The organism is Romboutsia sp. 13368 (genome assembly GCF_018336475.1).
Taxonomy (GTDB): Bacteria; Bacillota; Clostridia; order Peptostreptococcales; family Peptostreptococcaceae; genus Romboutsia.
In genome coordinates, this window is the sequence record NZ_CP048741.1 from 1,429,780 (window position 1) to 1,431,808 (window position 2,029).

3 protein-coding genes (1 of these 3 cut by a window edge) are annotated in these 2,029 nt (G+C 25.5%); 2 read left to right on the plus strand and 1 reads right to left on the minus strand.

What is annotated here, in order from left to right; translation table 11 throughout:
- Positions 1 to 558, plus strand: the 3' portion of a protein-coding gene (locus tag G3997_RS05745) for a response regulator transcription factor (RefSeq protein ID WP_296644274.1). Its footprint begins 120 nt before the window's first position; 558 of the gene's 678 nt are visible here — the last part of the coding sequence; the start codon falls outside the window, past its left edge; the stop codon is at positions 556 to 558.
- Between the two features lie 340 nt (positions 559 to 898).
- Positions 899 to 1,609 (plus strand): sensor histidine kinase, encoded by a 711-nt coding sequence (locus G3997_RS05750; protein ID WP_442971262.1) that lies wholly within the window; start codon positions 899 to 901, stop codon positions 1,607 to 1,609.
- A gap of 37 nt (positions 1,610 to 1,646) precedes the next feature.
- On the opposite strand, the gene G3997_RS05755 is transcribed toward G3997_RS05750, so the two are convergent.
- On the minus strand, positions 1,647 to 1,829 hold the full coding sequence (locus G3997_RS05755; RefSeq protein WP_296644278.1) for a hypothetical protein: 183 nt from the start codon (positions 1,827 to 1,829) through the stop codon (positions 1,647 to 1,649).
- Positions 1,830 to 2,029: the final 200 nt, after the last annotated feature.

The window sequence follows — 2,029 nt, forward strand, 5'->3', positions numbered from 1 at the left end:
TTAGATGATAATCATATAGATTTAATTATTTCAGATATAATGATGCCAAATATGAATGGATATGAATTTGCTCAATCTATTAGGGAAATGAATGAAGAAATACCTATATTAATGATTACAGCAAAAGATGATTTTTCTTCAAAACAAAGAAGCTTCTTAATTGGAATTGATGATTATATGGTAAAGCCTATTGATGTAAATGAAATGGTTTTAAGAGTTAAAGCATTGCTTCGTAGAAGCAAAATTGTTAATGATAAAAAACAAATTATAGGAACTACTACTCTCGATTATGATTCTCTTACGGTATTTAGAGATGATTTTTCGATTGAACTGCCACAAAAGGAATTTTATTTGCTATATAAATTAATATCTTATCCAAACAAGGTGTTTACTAGAAATCAACTTATGGATGAAATATGGGGCGTTGATAGTCCATCAGATTCTCAAACTATAGATGTTCATATAAATAGGCTTAGAAGAAACTTTGGTAGTAATCCTGACTTTGAAATTGTYACTGTAAGAGGACTTGGATATAAGGTTGTAAAAAATGAAGAATAAGCATTTACTTCATATATGGATACATTTTATAATAAATATTTTCTTAACTTCATCAGTTACAATGTTTATTGTAAGTATTGGTTTTATTGTTGGCTCTAGGCTAGATATATTTAATAATGAAKTTATWAATAGTTTTTAYTATATTATAAATTTATAAAGATATAATTTAATTATACAAAAAAATAAAAGACCTCTATTAAATAGAGGTCTTCCAAAATGAGGAAAGATTGAGTAATTATTATTAAGTNNAGATGAAGTGTCAAAAGGTAATTTTTCTATAAGGCTAGATGAGGATAATGTTAAGCATGAAATCCGCAATATGAATGTTTCTTTTAATAAAATGGTAAAAGAATTAAATAGTATTGAAACATTAAGAAATGACTTTATAATTAATGTTTCTCATGAATTTAAAACGCCTCTAGCTGCTATTGAAGGATATGCAACATTATTGCAAGATAAAAATCTAAGCGAAGATGAAAAAAATGAATATACTAAGATAATACTTGAAAGCGCAAAACAACTATCTTCTCTTTCTGGCAATATATTAAAATTATCAAAACTAGAAACACAAGAAATAGTACCTGAAAAAAAATATTTCTACTTAGATGAGCAACTTAGACAAGCTTTAATACTACTTGAAAATCAATGGTCTAAAAAAGACATTGATATAGATATGGATCTTCGTACAACTTATTACTATGGTTGTGAAGATTTACTAATGCAAGTCTGGATTAACTTATTTAGTAATGCTATTAAGTTTACTCCAGAAGGAGGGCTTATAGCAACTAGACTTAAAAATACTGATNTTGGAGTATATGTATCTATATCTGATACTGGAATAGGTATGAGTAGTAAGGTTAAAGATCGGATTTTTGAAAAGTTTTTCCAAGGTGATACCTCTCGTAATTTTGAGGGTAATGGCCTTGGATTAACTTTAGTTAAACGTATAATTAATTTATGTGGATGTAGTATAAGTGTTGAAAGTGAAGTTAATAAAGGTTCTACTTTTACAGTCTTTCTTCCACATAATAAAAGTGTAGATAGTTTATAAATTATCTACACTTTTTTAATATATATTATTTTATATTTTAATATGCTTCTTTAATTTTTGGTGTTCTTTTTCTTTTTACCATATCATCATCTATATTTAAATTATTTTCATTCTCTTCTTTTTTTCTCTTCTTTTTTAAAAACTCTATAGCTTCAGATAATAGTTTAAAATTACCCTCAGTTGAAATAAATTCCTTCGTGTTGCCAGTCAATTCATCCATACCAACATACCTCTCTTATTTGATATTTACTAATTTATAATATTTGTAAAACATTACATAATGCTATATAACATTTTACAATAATATTATATCTTAAAAAGATTAACTCAGGGTGAATTTAAAATGAATTTATAGTGAATATATAAAAGTCTAAGTATTTTTTCATCTGTATGAATATATTTTTTATTCTTTTAATATTT